The sequence below is a fragment of the Niabella pedocola genome, assembly GCF_021044425.1.
Taxonomy (GTDB): Bacteria; Bacteroidota; Bacteroidia; order Chitinophagales; family Chitinophagaceae; genus Niabella; species Niabella pedocola.
The window spans coordinates 665,563-681,587 of sequence record NZ_JAJNEC010000007.1; the positions used below are offsets into that span (position 1 = coordinate 665,563).

Below are 16,025 nucleotides of genomic sequence, written 5' to 3' on the forward strand. Positions count from 1 at the left end.
AGCTCGTAGTGGGAATTCAACCGCGGAGTGCGCTAAGATTCACGCGAAGTTCGCTAAGAGATCCCTATAATGCGCCACTCGGTTCCTGTTGCAATCATTGTGGATTCGCGGCGTACATTGCGGTAAAATTTAACCGCGGAGTGCGCTAAGGTTCACGCGAAGATCGCTAAGAGATCTGCTATAACGCGCCGCACGGTTCTTGTTGCGATCATTACGGATTCACGGCATACGTTGCGGTGAAATTTAACCACGGAGTGCGCTGAGGTTTATTAAGTACAGTGCAATATAAACTTGCTGTTGTTATTCAGATACGACCTTCCGTACTACGTTATTGTTCTTATCCAACACATAAATGGTTCCGTTCTTATCGGCGGCTACCCCGATAGGCGCAGAGAATTTGGCATTGGTTCCAATACCGTCTGCATAACCGGAAACAGCGCTTCCGGCAAAAGCATCCACTTCCCAGGTACCGGCCCGGATCATCCGCACCGACTGATCGCCAACGGAAGGATCGCCGTTCCAGGTTCCGTTGGTACCCAAATAAAGATTGCCTTCCTCATCAATGGCCAGGCCCCAGGGATAGGCAAACTTTGCTTTACTACCCGCTCCGTTGGCATATCCCGCCACATTGGGTGTGCCGGCAATTATGGAAGAAGCCCAGGTTCCGGCAGCAAACTTCCGCACCACATGCTCGCCGTTGATCGACGCATAAAGGTTGCCCGTTTTATCTACGGCAATACCGATGGGGTAAGAAAGCCCGTCTGCAACCAACTTGCTGGAACCGCCTGCTACCGGCATACTGTAGATACTACCGGCATCCGTACAGGTATAATAAATCATACCCGTAGCTTTATTTACGGTAATGCCCCATGGACTTCCCGACCCAAACCCAAGCGTAGTGGCCGTTCCGTCCGGCGTTATCTTACGGATATCCCAGTTGCCCGGGTCAACACAATAAATATTATCATCCGCATCAATTCCCAGTCCGTAAGGCAAACTGAATTTTGCCGCCGCCCCTTTTCCATCCGCATACCCGGATACGCCAGGAGCACCGGCAAAGAGGGTTACATTACCCGAAGGGTCTATTTTCCGGATGCAATGATTACCGGGATCCGCCACATATACATTCAACGATTTATCGACCACGACTCCCAGGCTCCGGTACCAGTTGTTTACCGGATCTGAGAGATGAAACTGGGCATCTGTACCCCTGGCATTATAATACCCGGGTGTACCACTGCCGGCAAAAGTAGATACCGTGCGCAGGAACTGGTATGTAAACGGACTGGTGCTGGTTACCGCCTGTCCGTTGATGGTAACCGTCAGCGGACCGGAACCGGTTTTCTTGGGAACCAGGGCCATGATCTGGTTCGCATTTGCCCCGATCACTTTTAACGGCTTCCCGTTTATAGATACTGTAATCCGAGACGTATCGCCGGAAAAATTTTTTCCGTTGATCAGGATTTCTGTTCTGCCCGCTCCTGCTGTGGGCGTAAAACTTTCAATAGCAGGTGCACCTGAAACTTCATTGCCACCCGAATCTTTTTTACAGGCTGCCAGCAGCGCCACTGCCATCAGGAAGGAAAAAAATCTTTTTTGCATTCTCTTATTATTTAAAGCAGTCATCAATTTAAATTTATCACCAGCCGGGATTCTGTACCATACCCCTGGTTTTATCCAGGTCATCCTGGTAAATAGGAAACAGGTACATCCGGTCTGCCCAAAACCTTGTTTCCAATACATTCCGCTGATAAAAATCTGCAAAGCCAAATCCCTGATTATTATCATTGGCATTTACATTCATCCGGTAGATGGTTTGTATTTTGGGATCATTCATCAGCAGGCGGCGGATCAGGGTGTGATAGCGGTCGCCTTCAAAACAAAGTTCGATCTGCCGCTCACGGAGGATCACTTTCCGCATTTCGTCTTTATTTCCAATCACCGCGGGATACACGGTTTCCAGCCCCGGAAGTCCTGCCCGTGTACGGACCATGTTTAAATATTTCAGGATATCCGGGTTGCCGGCGTCGTATTCATTTAATGCCTCCACATAGTCTAACAGGATCTCGGCATACCGCATATGGATAAAGGGCCGGTAAGCCGCCTGGTCGTTGCGGATATTGGTGGCGGGGCTCACCGATTTCTGTACATTATAACCGGTAATATCCCTGCTGTTTACAGCTACCGCACCCGACTTCCCGGAGTAATAAAATTCAGACCTTCCCCTGCCGTCCTTGTTCTGATCGGAGGAAAAGAAATTGCGGTCGTCCGTTGTGGGGGCCGACAAGACCGGCTTTCCATTATAAGAAACCGCTGCATAAAAACGCGCTTCGCGGTTCACATACATATTGCTGTTGCCCTTTATATATCCCCTGTTGATACCATCTTTTGCCAGTCCCCACTGCGCCGGGTCATCCTGCTGGGCAAAGCCCTGCTCCGCGTAGCCCGAGTTGGGATCATCAATGGTACGGCCGTTCCGCATATAGAAGGCGTCCACGATGTTTTGTGTGGCGTTCTGCATATTGATACCGCCGGGGCCCGGAGCGCAGCGCTTTTCATGCGCCCAGTACCAATAAGCGCCCGCAAGGTTCGAAGAGAAAATGATTTCATTATTCCAGTTGGAGATAAAAATATTCCGGCAGGAAATGAGAGGGTCAAACACCGCATCCCCGTCGTCTGTATTCACATATAATTTATATGCATTCAGATCGATCACTGCTTTGGCTGCATCGGCCGCGATCTTCCATTTATTGGCATCATATCCCTGGGGAGCCAGTACCGTACCATCCGCATTCCGGAAACCGTTAAACGCTGCGTTGCCATTCCAGAGCGGACTTGCGGCCAGCAATGCCACCTGCGCCTTTGCCGCCAGGCAGGAGCCCTTTGTAGGCCGGCCGTAATCGGAAGAACGGTCCCACACTTTTGGCAATCCTTCCGCCGCCTGGTCCATCAGCCGGTTGATCTCGGCCACACAGGAATCGAAGGGCGCTCTTGTATACTTGCTAAAGTCTTCATTCAGTCCCAGGGTGTTTCTGAGTAATACGAACGGCCCATACTGCCGCAGGATATTCCAGTAAAACCAGCCTCTTAAAAAGCGGGCCTCACTTTTATACTGGGCTTTTAATTCATCCCCCATTTCGGAAGCGGGTACCCGGTCTACATTTTCTTCAAAAACAATAGACTGCCGGATGCCTTCATAAAACAGCGGCCAGTTGGGCCAGTAGTTGCTTTGCGGACTCCAGTTACCCGTGATCATTTTGCGCACGGCAACACCGGCAATACTGCAGGAGGTTTCATCGCTGGCGCCCAGCTCCTTGTAGTCGTCCGTAGTGGGTTGTATATGACTGTATACCTGGTTCAGGTAGGATTCTGCCGTAGACCGTTTCTGCCATACGATATCAGAAGTTAGCAGGTTATCCGGCTTTTTATCAAGATACTTGGAACAACTACTGAAGAAAAGTACCATACAGCAGAGCGAAAGACCATATGTAAAAACGTTATTCATCTTAATTGAGATTAGTAGTGATTAAAACTGGGCCCGGATCCCGAATGTGTACATCTGTGTGATGGGATATTTGGCACCATTGGATCCCAGTTCCGGATCCCACAATTTGAATTTGGAAAACGTAAGCAGGTTTTGACCCGACAGGTAGAAGTACAGCGAATTGAAGCCATAGCGCTTCATCTGCTCCGATGATAAATTATATCCCAGGGAAGCCTGCTTTAACCGCAGGTACGATCCGTCCTTTAACCAGCGCGAGCTCCTCAGGTAATTGTTATCGGTGACACTGGCCACCGTCAGCCGGGGATAGTAGGCATCCTGACGGGGATCTGCTGCCGTCCAACGGTCCTTTACAATGCTCATTACATTGTTGGGATACTGGCCGATCCCCGAAAACGGGATCACCCCTGCACCATCCGCCCCGGCACCATCGCCCCGTATGTACTCGCCGTTTGCCATAATGCCCACATCGGCTATACCCTGGAATAATACAGAAAGATCAAAATGCTGATAGCTCACCGTAAAACCGGTTCCGTAAAGCCATTTCGGAAACCAGGATTTACCCAGGTAGGTCCAGTCGCTGGCATTGATCACCTTATCTCCGTTCAAATCCAGGTACCGTACATCACCCGGGGCTACCACGCCAAATTGCTGGACGGGCCGGCTGCTGATATCATTCTGGTCAATAAACAATCCATCCGCTATATAACCCGTAAACTCTCCAAACATATGACCGGTTCCCCGCTGGTAGGCATATTGCCGTACCGCTTCATCCTGGAACTTTATTTTATTTACGGCATAGGTAAGGTTACCAAACACACGCAATCCTACTTTGCCAACCTGGTCATTGTATTCGATATTTCCGTCAAACCCGGTGTTGCGTCCTTCACCCAGGTTGGCGAATATCTGGGTTTTGTTGATATCATAACCGGTTATGGAAGGCACCGTTCCCCGTTGTACCAGGATATTCTTCCGGTTGTCTGCAAAATAGTCTGCCGTAATATTTATTTTTTTAAACAGGCCGATCTCGATCCCCAGGTTGGTTTTATAGGAACGCTCCCAGGTCAGGTTCTCCACACCTATAATATTTTCCGTAATGCCACCTGCCCAGCCTCCGTTCAGGCCAAACCCGGTTGCACCTCCGCCCCCCAGTTGGGTAAGATAAGGAAAGCGGGACCCGAGGATATTATCATTTCCCACGATGCCATAAGACGCGCGGAACTTTAACAGCGAAACAGCCGTGCTCAGGCCTTCAAAGAACCGTTCCTTGGAAACCACCCATCCTCCGGAGATGGAAGGAAAGAAGCCAAATTTTTGTCCCTTTTCAAAATTCTCAGAACCCGTATACCCGGCGTTGGCTTCCAGCAGGTATTTGTCTTTATACCCGTAATTGATACGCGCAGCCAGGCTCTGGTTCCGATAGGGAATGGAGCTGATCACATTTCCTGCGGTGCTCACCAGCCGGTTCCGCATATTGAACAACACCATGGCGCCGATGCGGTGTGCTCCGAAAGCCCGGTCGTAATTCAGGTTGCCTTCCAGGTACATCGTACGTTCACCGGTTGCCGCCTGCTCATACCCCAGGAATTGCTGTCCGATGCGGTTCTGCACATATACCAGCGCGCCGTTATCATCCCTTCCGGTGGCCAGATACAGGTCATTGATGCCCTTACGCCGGTTGTCAAATTCTCCATAACTGTCGAACGAAAAACGGCCATAGGCCGACAGCCCTTTGGTAATGGCGTCCAGTTTTTGTGTAAGTGTAAATACCGATTGTACCGTGGGCCGGAATTCGGTAGCGTAGCCATTATTCTGTACTTCGTTCAGCGGGTTGCTGCCGCCGTTATTGGTAGGGCCTGCCCATTTACCATCCGGGTACCGGGTAGGAAAAGCAACCGGAGTGGTGGCATAGGTTTGGTACCACAAGGCGCCCGCAGTAATACCGGGATACCGCGCATTTACCAGCATAGCGCCCAGGTTCATTTGCAAGATGGTAGACGGTGTAAGGTTTACATCCAGGTTGGTCCGGAAATCGTAGCGTTTAAATGAAAGATTGGGGTTAAAATCATTGAGCTTTTCTACCTTATAAGGGCCTACCTGGTTATAAAAAGAACCCGACACAAAATACCGCACGGTTTCACCACCACCGGATACATTCAGGTTTACGTTGGTAAGTGATGCGTACTTTTTATACACCGCATCCATCCAGTTTACATCAGGATACAGGTAGGGATCCAGCTTACTGGCTGTTTTATCGATCTGCTCCTGGCTGTAAAACGCTCCCAGTCCCATATTGGTGCGTGCCTCGTTATACAATTCCATGTAGCTGACACCATCCAGCATCTCCGGCCTTTTGGTAAAACCGGTAAGACCGGTTTCTGCCTTCAGTGAAATGCGGGGTCTTCCGGCCACACCGCGTTTTGTGGTAATGATCAGCACCCCGTTAGCGCCTTTGGCACCATACATGGCCGTGGACGAAGCATCCTTCAATAACGTAATGCTGGCCACATCTTCTGGATCGATATTGTTGAATGCCCCGCCATAGGTACTGTTTACATCATCGCGCTGTACTCCGTCTACAATGATCAGCGGAGACGTATTGCCGGTAAAGCTACCCACTCCCCGGATCGTAAACGTAGCGTTATCATAGCCCGGTTCGCCGCTCGACTGTACCGAGATGATCCCGGCTACCTTACCGGCCAGTGCATTGGTAAGATTGGGTACCGGCGTACGCATATCATTCATGTTTACAGAAGCTACGGAACCCGTAACCGTAAGCTTTGTTTGTTTTCCGTAACCCACTACCACGATGTCTTTCATGGCATCGGTCTTGGCGGTAAGCGTTACTTTCAGCAGGCCCTTATTGGGTACAACCGCCTCCTGGGGCACCATGCCTACCATCGACACATCCAGGATATCACCGGGTTTGGCATCAATCGTAAAGATCCCCATTTCATTGGTGACCACACCCCGGTTTTCTTCTCCCCGGAGCAACACCGAAACGCCGGCAATCGGCACCCCATCCACATCCATTACGGTGCCTTTCACCAGGTTACTGTCGGTATCCCTGCGTACAACCTTTATAGGTTTTTCCACATTCTTTACCGGCTCCCGGGGCTTTTCATTCAACAGGATCTTTTGCCCCTTTACCTGGTAAGAAATGTTCCGGTTTCGGAAGAGATAGTCCAGCACTGCCTCCAGCCGGGTGTTCTGAAAATCAATACTGACCTTCTCTTTGTCGTTCAGTATCTGGTTGCTGTAAAAGAATACAAGTCCGGTTTGTTTTTTTACCGACTGAAATACCTGGTACAAGGTACCGTTTTGCTGCCGTATGGTAACCGCAGACTGAAGGGAACCCTTTTGCGCATACACTGCCATACCGAGCTGCAAACAGCAACAGCAGCACAGTAAAAATTTTAGAAAAGGGGTTCTGTTAAAGTAACCTTTAGAACAATTTTTACCCATAAAATAGTTTATCTCGATTTAAGAAAAGAGGATGACAAGCGCGTTCCTCATTTCAACTACAACAAATAAATAAAACCGGGTGAAGAAAACAGCAAATAATTTCCATCTTTTTTATTTTCCAAATAGGTTGCCGGTAACATACCCTTTAAAGCAAGCCATTTATCGCAATGTAAAAACCACATGGTTGCCGGTGCTACGAACACCTGCTATTTTGTATATACAGCGCTGCAGGTTCCTGTTCCGGTGCGCCGGCTACCTTATTATTGCTGCGCGCCTTTACTGATGCGATTCTCTACGATACGGGGTCTGCCGTCTATATCGGTAGTACCATTAACCTCCGCGCTGATCACCACACCGGTATTGCGTGCCGGAGAGCCCGCCTGCAAATGCAGATCGGGTACCGTAAGATTTACCAATAGCGGATCCAGGCCATAAACCGATCCGGCATCGCCACCGCTTGCGGCCCTCCAGGCTTCCATACTTTTCAGCGCCGTTCCATTGGTGCTGTTCCAGATCCATTGCGGCGTGCCCCGGGTATAATACAGGTTATTGTCGATCATATTATCGGCGCCGGTGCCGGTATATTTATGAACGAACACATCCTCCGGGCCTGCATAAATAATATTGTTCCGGATCACATTGTTAAAGCAACGCTCCGTCAACCGGATCTCTCCTTCTATTTCGCCAAAGGCGCCTGTGGTCTTATTATTTTGAAAAAGTGTATTGTTCACTACATAACAGTTATAGGTGCCCGCTGTAGTAAAATTCAGGTAGTCACCCATATAGATTCCCGTACGCCAGTTGTTATACACAAAATTATTCCGTACGATCACCTGTTTTGTGGGATAAGCATTGTTCTCACTCACCAGCCCGATCCCCCTGTCGTTGTTATATACCCGGTTCCGTTCAACAACCGTATGGGCACCGCCGCATATATAAATGGCAATCGCTCCATAATTATTAAGTCCCCACACATCGGTGCTGTTGGCCATACTCACGTTATACAATTCATTATCGCTCACCACACCGTTACGGGCAAAATTGGTTGCCGGATCACCGCCCGGATTTAATCCACCCCCGTCTGCTATAATGATGCCGATGTTCTCTGTATTGTATACCCTATTATGGGCAATCGTAAACCCATCCACATTACCGGCCAGGGTAATATTCTCGCTGGTGCCGGTTTTTGTATCATGTACCGTACATCCGGAGATCTCAATACCCGTGATGGGCTGTGCACCGTTCCCGAGCACCAGTATGGCATGGGCGCTGCGCCAGTTTTCCAGCGTGGCCGTATGCTTAATATCATAAATATTACAATTCCTGATGGTAATGTGTTTACTGCTGCCATTGATAAGGATCCCTTCCGGATCCGCGCCCTTCACTGAAGTGGTAAGGTTGCGAATATCAAAACCTTCCATTACGATATGCTGCGTATTGGAGATGGTTACCAGCGCTTCCCAGCCGTTTACGCTGATCCTGCTACCGTCAATAACCGGGCGCGCTTCACCGGCGGCCTTCAGCACCACCGGCATCCCCGGAATGCCGGAGCGTGTAAAGCTGATCTTTTCATAATAAATGCCTCCCCGCACCTGTACCGTATCTCCCGCTACCACTTTTGCCAGGGCATTATTGATGCTTTTCCAGGGAGCCTGCGAACTTCCATTGGCAGCATCATTGCCATCGGCAGCCACGTAGTACGTGTGTGCAGGAGGTTTCCCGTTCCCGTTGTTTTTCAAATCCTGGAACGAAGGCTTACCGCAGGCAATCAAAACAGTCATCACCATCATGCATAGTAATCCGTTTCTTTTTGTTGTCCGTTTCATACTTGTTGATATTTCACATGGAAGCACCGCGCTTCTTATTCAATAACAACTTTTCTGAAAAACGGGTGAATGCCATCACCGATTGGTTTTACATCTTCGGCAAACAGTCGCAAAAATCAGGTTGCCACACCGGGCTCCGGTCAGGAACCTGGCCAGGAACGCTACATGCTAATAAATATGCAAGGTATGACCCGAATAATGGTATTTGATGCCAACGGTCGTTTTCAGATCTTCCAGCAGCTCCGGAAGATTGTTTTTATCCATTACACCGGAAACTGATTTGCCGGAGAGCGCGGAATTATCAACGGATATGGCCACACCATAGGATCGCGCCATCATCGTAACCAGCTCATGAAACGGAAGATCATGGAAATAATATACGCCTTTTACCCAGGCCGCCACATCATCGGTATCCACTTCCTCTATCTTAAATCCGCGGGATGTATTGTAAACCGCGGCATGCCCCGGTAACAGGGGTTGTGTTGCTCCTCCGGGCGTTCCTGTAAGTACTTTTCCTTCGATCAGCGCCGTAGATACGGTTCCGGCCTTATAGGTATTTACATTGAATTCCGTACCTACCACTTCTACTTCAGTAAGGGGGGTGTGCACAATAAAAGGATGCTTATGATCCTTGGCCACTTTGAAATAGGCTTCCCCTTCCAGGTATACATCCCGCGTTTGTCCCCAAAAGCGAAACGGGAACCGGAGCTTTGAATCGGCGTTCAGGGTTACCACTGTTCCATCTGATAAATGAAGCGTATAGTTTTCTCCTCGGGGTATCGACAACAGGTTCACCGCCGTATCTGCCGAGCGGAAGTTCAGGCTGTTAGAATCCAGGTTTAATACCGTTTGCCCCATCTGCATGGCTTCCGGTGCCCGGTTCAGATCGATCGATTCCCCGGATCCAAGCCGGAGACTGACCGCATTCCGGTTTTCACGGATCAGGGAGGCAATGGCCCCGGTATCGGTGATCTTTTTTTCTTTGAATAAATAATAGGTTCCAAAAACAAGCACCAGCAGCGCTGCGGCTACCGAAAGCATCCTTCGTATAGTACGACCACCGGAGGTTTTAACCGGTAACACCGGCTGCATCCGCTCTTTCAGACTCCGGAGCTCCATTTCCGGATCCAGGTTCTTCAGGAACTGCTCCATCTCCGGTGTTTGCCCTTCGCGCTCCAATTGTTCCCAGATCTGCTTTACAGAACCGTCTGTATGAAGTTTCTGACGGAGCAGCACGGCATCTTCCGGACTGATGGTTCCCGTCAGATGCTCCAGATAGAGTACCAATATTTTATCGTAATCAATGGTCATGCTCAAATAAATACAACAAAAACCCAAACCGGGTTAATTATTTTTTTCCGATCATTCCTAATCTTAACGTTTTTAAGGCACTTTTCAGGTGGGTCTTCAGGGAATTTACACCAATTCCCAGCTCCTCCGCAGCCTCACTATACTTCTTTTCCTTAAAATATACCATGGTGAGCGCCGCCTTTTTCTGCCCCTTCATATCCGCCAATAAGGACTCCAGCCGGTCCTGGTGGCCGGTCATATCTTCCGGTTCTTCGGGTTTCTGAAGCGACGCACCCTGAAACCGGTTAAACATCTCCGCCCGGGCATCCTTCACCTTCCGGCTTTTGATAAAATTCAGACAGCGGTTTTTTACGGCAAAAAAAAGATAGCCTTTCACATCTTTGTGGAAATGCTCATACAATTTTTTTTCCCATATATCCAGGAATAAGGTCTGCACCAGGTCCTTGGCCTCGTTTTCATTTCTCAGGAAGAAAAAGGCATTTGCACAAAGGACCTTAAAATATTTTAAATAGAGTTCGTCAAACGCAGCATTGTCGTTCTCTTTTAACCGGTCGATCAATAAAATGTCCTGCTGCTGCGACATAAAGCACATTGGTTTAAAAACGACCGGAGCCCTGCCCGCGCGCAGTTCTCATTTTCATATAGCACGATTCCATCTGCTACAATACTACTGCCCTGTTCAGGAAGGTCCGGATGCTGTTTTACAATCTGTCTCCCCAAATATAATATAAGATTTCATCAAAAATCTTACTCCGGCTATGCAATCGTTTCCACCAGTTCCAATTGGCAGTGAATTCAACAGTGCAACCTGTGCACGGAAGCCTGCCGCATGGTATCCTTCAGGTATAGAGCCGACGGTATCCCTGGGGATACCGGGGTTTTGGCATTTTATTTACAATGTATATTTACGGGAGAAGTCGGATACCGGAAATGACTAGGTAGATCCGGAAATTGTTTGAACTTATGGCGGCTCTATTAAAACCACGCTTTGACGGCACAAAGTTAACTGGACTGCCCCCGTTCAAAAATACCCATTTTAGGGTATTTTTGGTTAATGTCCCTTATTTGTCCCAGCACCTCTGTGCCAGATCTGTATGCCCGTCGTTTTCCCAGGATATTTTATGGGCTGCAAGCCGTAAACAAAACAGCGTGATCAAAACACATGAAAGACAGGGCTATCCGGCCTCAGGCCTGCCGATACTAAGTTGCCCGGAGGCGGTACCCGCCCGCCCTTCCGGCATATTGCGGTAATGCGCTTTTATGAAACTTCCCCCGAACCGTTTGGCAAAAAGGAGTGCTTCATGGCATCCCATTCGCTTTTTAAAATACTGTAACAACAGGTATTGCGCCGGTACCCGTCATACATCACGGTATGCTCCCGGAGCACCCCTTCAAACCGGCCGCCGATCTTTTCGATAGCCCGCCTTGACCGCAGATTCCGTTCATCGGTCTTAAATTCCACCCGGTGGGCCTGCAGCACATCAAAGGCGTATTGAAGCAGCAGGTATTTACACTGGCGGTTTAAACCGGTTCCATGAAACCGGTTCCCGATCCAGGTAGCGCCAATCTCCAGCCGGTCGTCTTCGTTTGATATATTCAGGAATGCAGTAGTGCCGGCATAGCACTGCTCCGGTTTACTATAGATACTAAAGGCATATCGCGTTTTCTGATCGCTGAGCGCAACGGCCTTCGCAATATATTCCGTCAATAATTCCTCCGTATAGATCGGTTTGGGTGAAAACTGAAGCAATGCAGGATCTTCTGTAGCAATGGACAGCAAATGACCGGTATCTTCCACAACGAGCGGTTGTAAGATCACCACTTCATTTTCCAGAACGATCCTGTTTGAAAATATAAAATTCATAAAAACAGTTTTTAAACCTGCTGCAACATTACGCCTCCATATCCGTAAATCGGGCCTTCAGATACAGACCGGATAAGTGCTCAAGTCCTGTCACAAAATACAACATCCGGATCAATATTACTGCCGCCAACAGCTCCCCGTAGCTATTCCTATCAGCCGGCAGCCGGAGCAGGCACAGGGCGCTGCCTCGTTGTAATGCTGCCTGCCGTATATTTTTTACACCCCGGCAGTTTTATTTTTCAGATCCCTTGCCCGGGTTTCAAAATCCGTTTCCGGCACAAACGGGTTTACCACTTGCTCAAAAAGCTGCATTAATGCCGCCGAGTGCGGATGACTTTTTTTAGCGTGCAGGTCGTAGTGCACCAGCCGCGTCCATACAAGAGCCTTTAATACGCTTTTATCTGCATTCCATATAAGCGCCTCCACCATTAAACTGCGGCCGGAAAAGGCGGTTAATTGCGTTTGAATCACAATTTCTTCCATGAGATCGGCAGGAACCAGATAAGCGATCTGTGTTTGCGCCGATACCCAGCCCAGGCCCTCTTCCCTTGCAATCTTATAAATATCCAGGCCGTAATGTTCCTGAACCTGGTCGCCCCGCGCCGTCATCACATAATCCATATACCTCGAATTATTCAAATGATTGAACGGATCACAATCATGAAAACGCACTTTCATCCTGCTTTCCAATAACTTTTCGAATAGTACCATTAAACGGTTTTTAAAAATATACCGATCAGTATATTTATGGTCAAAAAAATCATACGCTTAAACCCCGGATCATTTCCTCCAGGTAGTCCATCGCTATCTTTAGCTCCGTAGTCCGTTCCGTAACCTTCGCCTGCATAAAGGCGCCTTCAATCAGGGAAATCAGGACCACTGCCACCTGGGTTGGATTGGTGCCCGGTTTTATCTCCCCCCGGTCAATGCCTCGCTTTACCTGGTTCTCTATGGCCTTTTTCCAGAATGCCAGAGCACCGGCTGCTTTTTTTCGCAGCAAGGGATGGGTATCATCTGCTTCTGCTGCGGTATTCAGGATCGGACAGCCCGATCGTAAAAACGGTACTTTCAAATAATTGCGGTATGTATCCGGGTACACCAGCAACCGTTCAATGGCATTATCCGTAGCTTGTATTTTCGCTTTCAGATACGCCGCAACCCGGTTGTAGTTATAATCGAAAACGGCCAGGGCCACCGCATCTTTATTTTCAAAATTCCCATAAATACTGCCCTTTGTCAGCCCCGTTGCATCGGTAAGATCTGCAAGAGAAGTTCCGGCATACCCCCGCTCGTTAAAAACGGAAGCCGCTCTTTCAATGATCCACTGCCGCGTTCGCGCCGATTTTGACAAGATTTGCATAGTTGCCACAAATATACAAAATATACCGATTGGTATATTTATTATACGCACACATGTTTTGTTCCATTCAATATCATTCAGGGATGCGCTGCAATATCGTTACCGGTCATGGGGTAATCACCACCGTTGCTCCGTTACAGGGATTGTACACCTGCAGGTCATCGTTAAATAAGGGCCGGATGTGCAGGGTTACCAGCTGCCGGTACCCTACGCCTGCGGTATCTGTAAAGTGGCCCTCAAATGTTACGACGGCCGTTCCAAACGCATTGCTGCGGTTATCGATGATAGAGGCCGCTTCAAAGGTGTTTATATCCCGCTGCCCGTCTGTTACCGCCTTGGGCAATACCAGCGGCCTGTTCTTGTAATACAATTCAAAATGCCGGTAGGTGCCCACTGAAAAATTGCTTTTTTTAACAAAATACAGTTTCCAGTGATGCACCCTGTTTTCCATAAGCAGTGTTCTCCGGGTACCATAACAGGAGTATAACCCTGTTAAAAAACCTGCTAACAGCAAAAGCGCCGTGCCCCATTTCCAGCTCATTGGAAAATTTTCTTTTGTTGTTTGATCTGGTCCAGCAGGGTGCCGGAGCCTTCTTCCCGCAATATGCAGCAGCCATCGGCATCCGTTACCAGCAACCCGGGAAGAAAAACAGCTTCCAGCGCTCCGGTACCAGGCCGCTGCAGCCATTCGGGCCCGCCGGGATCTTTTACATAAATATTCATTCCCATCATACTGATCAGTACCGTATCTTCTTTCAATGCACGCACAAAGACCTGCATCGCATCCGCCAGGATCAGGTGTATTTCGCTATGCCCATCCAAACAAAGCAAGCCATTCCCGGGCCGGGCCCAAACCAGGTCTGCCGTTACCCGGCCGCCCATATAATGCCGGTTACCCGATAGACATATACGCGGACATTGCAGATCTCCATGTACAATAAGGACCGGGGAACGGGCCGTATCAAAAACAATCAGGTGTGTATTCAGCCGGAGGTTTTTCAAAAAGATAAAACCGAGTACGCATATTCCTTCCGGTCCGCCACCCGTCCATGCCAGCTGATCTGCAACCACATCTTCCTCTGCCAGAAGAAAAAAACCGTTGTCCTCAAAAAGTGGAAAATATTGTTCATCATACAAATCGTAAAGCGGGCCCATACCGGGAATATCATTTACCACCGGTAGCCATGCACCGGCCTGCTGCCGGTTAATCAGTTTAAAACGGATACCACTATAAAACACCGTAGCAGCTGTTGGTATTGCACCAGCGGCTACCTGTTGTTGTTTTTGCCGTTGGGTTGCCGTTTCCGACAGAAGCGTTTGGGCCACCACCAGCCCGCTGCTTAACTCAGCGGATGAGGGATAGATATGCGTCATAGCATGCGCCAGGTGTGCCCGCGCCTCCTCGCGGATGTTTCCCGGATGCTCCGTGTGGGCGGCAATCTCCGTCATCAGGAACAGGTAAGTTGCCTGACCGGTATCATTATTATCAAGCAGGCAGGCATCCAGAAGGTGAAGCGTATATACAGTGGGCTTTCGACGCAGCGATGCTATCAGCTGTTCTTCATACCCCTCCCCCGAAAGGGATTCTAAAAAAGCACCCAGCGGTCCCGGCCCGCCATAATCCATATCCGGGCTGTTTTCTATAAGCATAAAAAGCGGTTCCAGGGCGTCACCGGGTGTTTCCAGCCGCTCCAGCATCCCGCACAGTTCAGCAGCAGGATCTATAAAATCGTACTTATCGCCGCTCTGCCAGGCCTGCCGGATATGGACATTCAGTTGTTCAATAACCCAACGGATCGTTGCATGCATGTTATTTGTTTTTAAAACCGTTCGATACGGTGCATTGTTTTTATATTACTACCAGGGTTTGTCGTTAATATGCGCCCCTGTTCCGGCTCCGCATCTTCCGCAAAACCGTGTGGGAGCCTAGCTGGTTTGCTGGTACGGGAATTCCCCGTTCCATAGTGTCCATCCGGCTTCTTCTTCCAGCAGCGCCATTAGCTCCTGTTCATCCAGGATGAATTTTGTGGCGCTTTCCCGGTTATAGACCGTCGTTAGCCGCTGCCACTGCCGCTCTTTCAGGTAGGGCCGGTGTGTACGCAGGAAGCGCTGCAAGTCTTCTTTAAACCCTTTCGTCGGCAATAAACCATAATCCTCAGTATCCACCACTGTAACAGCTTCCAGCATGGTCCGGAAAATAAAATCCTGCAGGTTCCTGGCTAAGTATGATGCACGGTTAGCATCGTGCCAAAATAATACGACCGGGATGTCATCGGCCGTTTTTTCGGTTACCAGAAAACAATAGAGGTCACCGGCGCCATTGCCGGCAAAAGGTACAAAAAGCAGTCCCGGCCGGATGCGCATCCAATAGTCCGGATCGGCAAACTCCTCCATCTGGCTGCGGATGTCATCAAGCGGCATCAGTTCAAAGTCGTTGGCAAAGAGTAAGAGTGGCGGATCCTGGCGCAACAAAGGATATTGCCGGCTGATCCAATCCGGCCCTGCGGTGCCCCAGTTCAGCATCCCATCGGCATAAAGCCGGTGATACAGCTCCGGGTAACGGAAATGGAATTGTTGTTCGAGTTGTTGCAAATCTGTCATACGCGCGTTCGGTTTTGCAGACTGTTATTTTATTTAAAATTGTGTCCGCCTTATTACAGAACCAGAAAATAGCAAATCAAAATTCAAGGCAGAACT

Annotated in this window: 12 protein-coding genes; all 12 read right to left on the minus strand. The window is 49.2% G+C overall.

Annotated features, from left to right (window positions below):
* Window positions 1-300: 300 nt before the first annotated feature.
* A complete protein-coding gene (locus LQ567_RS23630; protein ID WP_231008370.1) occupies window positions 301-1,602 on the minus strand; it encodes an IPT/TIG domain-containing protein in 1,302 nt (433 codons plus the stop codon).
* A gap of 37 nt (window positions 1,603-1,639) precedes the next feature.
* The gene (locus LQ567_RS23635; RefSeq protein WP_231008372.1) at window positions 1,640-3,505 is read right to left on the minus strand and encodes a RagB/SusD family nutrient uptake outer membrane protein; all 1,866 of its coding nucleotides are present in this window, start codon (window positions 3,503-3,505) and stop codon (window positions 1,640-1,642) included.
* Window positions 3,506-3,526: 21 nt separating this feature from the next.
* On the minus strand, window positions 3,527-6,880 hold the full coding sequence (locus LQ567_RS23640; RefSeq protein WP_231008373.1) for a TonB-dependent receptor: 3,354 nt from the start codon (window positions 6,878-6,880) through the stop codon (window positions 3,527-3,529).
* 347 nt (window positions 6,881-7,227) lie between these two features.
* Window positions 7,228-8,793: a DUF1565 domain-containing protein gene (locus LQ567_RS23645; protein ID WP_231008375.1), complete on the minus strand. Its 1,566-nt coding sequence runs from the start codon at window positions 8,791-8,793 to the stop codon at window positions 7,228-7,230.
* A gap of 168 nt (window positions 8,794-8,961) precedes the next feature.
* Window positions 8,962-10,104, minus strand: a complete 1,143-nt coding sequence (locus tag LQ567_RS23650; RefSeq protein ID WP_231008377.1) for a FecR family protein — start codon at window positions 10,102-10,104, stop codon at window positions 8,962-8,964.
* A 37-nt stretch (window positions 10,105-10,141) separates the two neighbouring features.
* Window positions 10,142-10,687 carry a sigma-70 family RNA polymerase sigma factor gene (locus LQ567_RS23655; protein WP_231008379.1) on the minus strand — a complete coding sequence of 182 codons (546 nt, stop codon included), beginning with the start codon at window positions 10,685-10,687 and terminating at the stop codon, window positions 10,142-10,144.
* A 675-nt stretch (window positions 10,688-11,362) separates the two neighbouring features.
* Window positions 11,363-11,968, minus strand: coding sequence for a GNAT family N-acetyltransferase (locus tag LQ567_RS23660; protein WP_231008381.1), 606 nt, complete (start codon window positions 11,966-11,968; stop codon window positions 11,363-11,365).
* A gap of 216 nt (window positions 11,969-12,184) precedes the next feature.
* Window positions 12,185-12,679 carry an acyl-CoA thioesterase gene (locus tag LQ567_RS23665; protein ID WP_231008383.1) on the minus strand — a complete coding sequence of 165 codons (495 nt, stop codon included), beginning with the start codon at window positions 12,677-12,679 and terminating at the stop codon, window positions 12,185-12,187.
* A 49-nt stretch (window positions 12,680-12,728) separates the two neighbouring features.
* Entirely contained in the window at window positions 12,729-13,328 is a 600-nt protein-coding gene (locus LQ567_RS23670) for a TetR/AcrR family transcriptional regulator (RefSeq protein ID WP_231008384.1), read from the minus strand.
* Between the two features lie 106 nt (window positions 13,329-13,434).
* Window positions 13,435-13,869 carry a hypothetical protein gene (locus tag LQ567_RS23675; protein WP_231008385.1) on the minus strand — a complete coding sequence of 145 codons (435 nt, stop codon included), beginning with the start codon at window positions 13,867-13,869 and terminating at the stop codon, window positions 13,435-13,437.
* Window positions 13,866-15,137, minus strand: coding sequence for a hypothetical protein (locus LQ567_RS23680; protein WP_231008387.1), 1,272 nt, complete (start codon window positions 15,135-15,137; stop codon window positions 13,866-13,868). The genes LQ567_RS23675 and LQ567_RS23680 overlap by 4 nt, the downstream gene beginning before the upstream one ends.
* Window positions 15,138-15,254: 117 nt before the next feature.
* Window positions 15,255-15,929 carry an SMI1/KNR4 family protein gene (locus tag LQ567_RS23685; RefSeq protein WP_231008388.1) on the minus strand — a complete coding sequence of 225 codons (675 nt, stop codon included), beginning with the start codon at window positions 15,927-15,929 and terminating at the stop codon, window positions 15,255-15,257.
* Window positions 15,930-16,025 lie beyond the last annotated feature (96 nt).

Bases quoted from the DNA above. Each gene is read 5' to 3' on its own strand.
- LQ567_RS23645 (WP_231008375.1), bottom strand. From the start codon at position 8,793: ATGAAACGGACAACAAAAAGAAACGGATTACTATGCATGATGGTGATG.
- LQ567_RS23650 (WP_231008377.1), bottom strand. From the start codon at position 10,104: ATGACCATTGATTACGATAAAATATTGGTACTCTATCTGGAGCATCTG.
- LQ567_RS23630 (WP_231008370.1), bottom strand. From the start codon at position 1,602: ATGCAAAAAAGATTTTTTTCCTTCCTGATGGCAGTGGCGCTGCTGGCA.
- LQ567_RS23660 (WP_231008381.1), bottom strand. From the start codon at position 11,968: ATGAATTTTATATTTTCAAACAGGATCGTTCTGGAAAATGAAGTGGTG.
- LQ567_RS23665 (WP_231008383.1), bottom strand. From the start codon at position 12,679: ATGGTACTATTCGAAAAGTTATTGGAAAGCAGGATGAAAGTGCGTTTT.
- LQ567_RS23670 (WP_231008384.1), bottom strand. From the start codon at position 13,328: ATGCAAATCTTGTCAAAATCGGCGCGAACGCGGCAGTGGATCATTGAA.
- LQ567_RS23685 (WP_231008388.1), bottom strand. From the start codon at position 15,929: ATGACAGATTTGCAACAACTCGAACAACAATTCCATTTCCGTTACCCG.
- LQ567_RS23635 (WP_231008372.1), bottom strand. From the start codon at position 3,505: ATGAATAACGTTTTTACATATGGTCTTTCGCTCTGCTGTATGGTACTT.
- LQ567_RS23655 (WP_231008379.1), bottom strand. From the start codon at position 10,687: ATGTCGCAGCAGCAGGACATTTTATTGATCGACCGGTTAAAAGAGAAC.
- LQ567_RS23680 (WP_231008387.1), bottom strand. From the start codon at position 15,137: ATGCATGCAACGATCCGTTGGGTTATTGAACAACTGAATGTCCATATC.
- LQ567_RS23640 (WP_231008373.1), bottom strand. From the start codon at position 6,880: ATGGCAGTGTATGCGCAAAAGGGTTCCCTTCAGTCTGCGGTTACCATA.
- LQ567_RS23675 (WP_231008385.1), bottom strand. From the start codon at position 13,869: ATGAGCTGGAAATGGGGCACGGCGCTTTTGCTGTTAGCAGGTTTTTTA.